Raw genomic sequence first — 2,738 nt, forward strand, 5'->3', positions numbered from 1 at the left:
GGCGACCTGCATTGGGAATCCGGGCAGTGGGGACGGTTCTTGGTGCACGGCAAGGGTGCTCGCGGATCCGGGCCGCGTCACCGCGAGGCTTATTTGTTCGAGGAAGGCCGCGCGCTGCTGTGGTGGTACATCGAAGAAGTCCGGGCCGAGTTCTGCGATGACCCCGACAACCCGGACGCACCGCTATTCCCGTCTGAACGGATTCCGCAGGCCGTGGTGGCATTGAACGTCACGACACCGGCAATTGCGGTGACGCCGTCGACGTTTCGGCGCGCCCTCAAAGACGCCGGGCACCGGTTCCTCGCCGGGCCGGTGACCGAATTGCATCCACATCTGTTGCGGCATGCCTGCGCCACCCATAACTACGAACGTGGAATGTCGTTGTGGGAGGTGCAGAAACTGCTGGGACACGACCGCCCGACCACCACGGTGTCGTATCTGGCCACCGTCCACGCCGACCCGGAAACGGCCAGCCTGGCCGCGGCCGGACGTGCGGTGCAGCGCCTGGTCATGGACAAGGGGAACCTGCGATGAAATGGAACCTGCGGTGGGCAGCCGCCAAACGCGACATCTGGCGGCCGAGTGACCTGCTCGCCGCCTTCACCGAGGTTGGCTTCACACCCTCGCTGAGTAAAGTCGCCGCACTGTGGAGTGGTAAACCGACCACCGTGCGCCTGGATGACCTGGACAAGATCTGCGCCGCGCTGAACTGCACGGTTGCCGATCTGCTGGAGGCCGAGCCGCTGGCCGCCGACGGTGAACTCGAGCACGATGCGCGTCGCGTCGCCGGTGGCGACGACGAGCCCGTGCGGCCGACGCCGCGGCGCGGCAGGGCCCGCGGCTCGCTACCACCGAACTGAGTGGACCGGTGGCCTCGCCTCGGAAGAACTGGCCGATCGGGCAATGCCCAATCTGCTTGGGCTGGGGCGAGAAACGGCAATATACGACCTGCGGGGCCTGCGCGAAATGGCGACGAGCCTTCCCTCGGCAACAGCGCTGCCGGCGGTGCGGCCACGACAACCATGTCAACAACGACGGACTCTGCCGCGGCTGCCTGCAAATCCTACGCACCGACGACCCGGACTGGCTGTGTGAGCCCGCACCGCACCGGTCCCTACAGCTGGCGCTGATCGTGCCGGGACTGCGGGTGCCCAAGGCGGCTCCGCTCACGCTGCACGCGAAGCGCGCCAACCCCAACCCCGCCACGACCGCCGTTGACGGTAGGCCGGACGTACAGCACCAGCGTGGGCTCACGCCCCGCGAGCCGAAACCGAAAGTGTCACTGCACCTTGTTGATCCCGCGCAGCCGGAGTTGTTTCACGTGCGCCGGGACTGGCAACGATTCGCAGCCGGGACATCGGCGCCGCTGCCCGCGCTCACGCCCGGCGCCGAAGCATTGCTCGAACTGTTTCATCAACATGCCCGCGAGCACGGATGGCATGCGTCTCCACGCAACAGCGCCGCCCGCTCGTTGCGAATCGTGCTGGGCTGGCTCGGTGCCGATGCCCCCATTCGAGAGGAGGACATCCGCGCCCTCACCGAGAACCGCCGCAACGCGGGTATCCGCAGAGTTCTGCAATTCCTCGGCGCTCACAACATGCTCGTCACCGATCCGGAACACCACGGTGAAGCCGCCCAACGCGCCGTTGAGGCGCGCATCACCTCCCTTCCCACGAGCATTTCCAACGAAATACGTTGCTGGGTAAAGGTTATGCGCGGACAGGGACGCCTACCGCATCCCCAGTTTCCCTATGCCACCATTCGTTCGTACCTGAACTGCCTGCGGCCGGTACTGATGACCTGGACTCAACAGGTGAGTAGCCTGCGTGAGATCACCCCCGACGACATCCAGGCCGCACTCGACGATCGACCGCCGGTGACCGCACGCAATCTGCTCTCGGCACTGCACAGTCTCTTCCGAGCACTCAAGCAGGAACGCGTGATCTTCCGCGATCCGACCCGAGGCATCTCACTGCCCGCGATTCGTCGACTACCCGCACCGATTCCCACCGACCAGCTCCGCGGCCTGATCGACCGCACCGACGGCGCCATGGCCAAGCTCGTCGTCGCGCTGATCGCCATCCATGGACTCCGCAAGCAGGAAACCTGTCAGCTACAGCTCGACGACCTCGACCTTGCCGCCGGGCGCTTGCTCGTCCGCCGCGACCCTCGCCATCACACCGTCTACCTCGACGAACTGACCCACACACTCGCCGCCTCCTGGCTCTGCGAACGCCGAGAGCGGTGGAGCCGAACCGATAACCCGCACCTGCTCGTCAGCCAGGTCACCGCCGACGATCTTGCACTACCGCCCGTCTCGAACCGGGTGCTCGATACGATCTTCGAGCGACTCGGACTTACCCCGACCCGGCTGCGCCGCGACCGCATCCTCGACGAGGCCGCCCAGACCGCCGACCCCGTCCACCTCATCCGGGTGTTCGGCATCAGCGCCAAAACAGCGATGACCTACATCCAGGCCGCCCACCCAGAACGCCGCTCGACCGGCCCCCGGTGAGGAACCCAACCCCAACTCGACAAGAAAGACCAACCGACGCACGGGTTCCCGCAATTCCCCACGCGGGAATTCGCGAACCCACGCGCTTTCGGCTGCTGCACCATGCCCACCTGTGCCAGACCAGCGGCGACTCCGTGCGCCTGGCCCAAGCACTCGCCGGAAAGGGGGTCACCGCCCTCAACTGACCATCCCCGGTGGCGGACCAGTGGGCAGAATCATGTCC

At 66.2% G+C, this 2,738-nt stretch carries 3 protein-coding genes and 1 pseudogene; all 4 read left to right on the top strand.

Annotated elements, in window-relative coordinates; translation table 11 throughout:
• On the top strand, positions 1–534 hold a 534-nt coding region (locus tag L1892_RS24480; RefSeq protein WP_235726346.1), incomplete at its 5' end, for a tyrosine-type recombinase/integrase.
• Positions 531–860 carry a helix-turn-helix domain-containing protein gene (locus tag L1892_RS24485; RefSeq protein WP_235726347.1) on the top strand — a complete coding sequence of 110 codons (330 nt, stop codon included), beginning with the start codon at positions 531–533 and terminating at the stop codon, positions 858–860. The genes L1892_RS24480 and L1892_RS24485, both read left to right, overlap by 4 nt.
• 287 nt (positions 861–1,147) lie before the next feature.
• Positions 1,148–2,515, top strand: a complete 1,368-nt coding sequence (locus tag L1892_RS24980) for a site-specific integrase (protein ID WP_235726348.1) — start codon at positions 1,148–1,150, stop codon at positions 2,513–2,515.
• A gap of 89 nt (positions 2,516–2,604) precedes the next feature.
• Positions 2,605–2,700, top strand: a pseudogene (locus L1892_RS24495) (ATP-binding protein); the annotation flags it as partial.
• Positions 2,701–2,738: the final 38 nt, after the last annotated feature.

The sequence above is a fragment of the Gordonia tangerina genome (genome assembly GCF_021556435.1).
Taxonomy (GTDB): Bacteria; Actinomycetota; Actinomycetes; order Mycobacteriales; family Mycobacteriaceae; genus Gordonia; species Gordonia tangerina.

Bases quoted from the DNA above. Each gene is read 5' to 3' on its own strand.
- L1892_RS24485 (WP_235726347.1), top strand. From the start codon at position 531: ATGAAATGGAACCTGCGGTGGGCAGCCGCCAAACGCGACATCTGGCGG.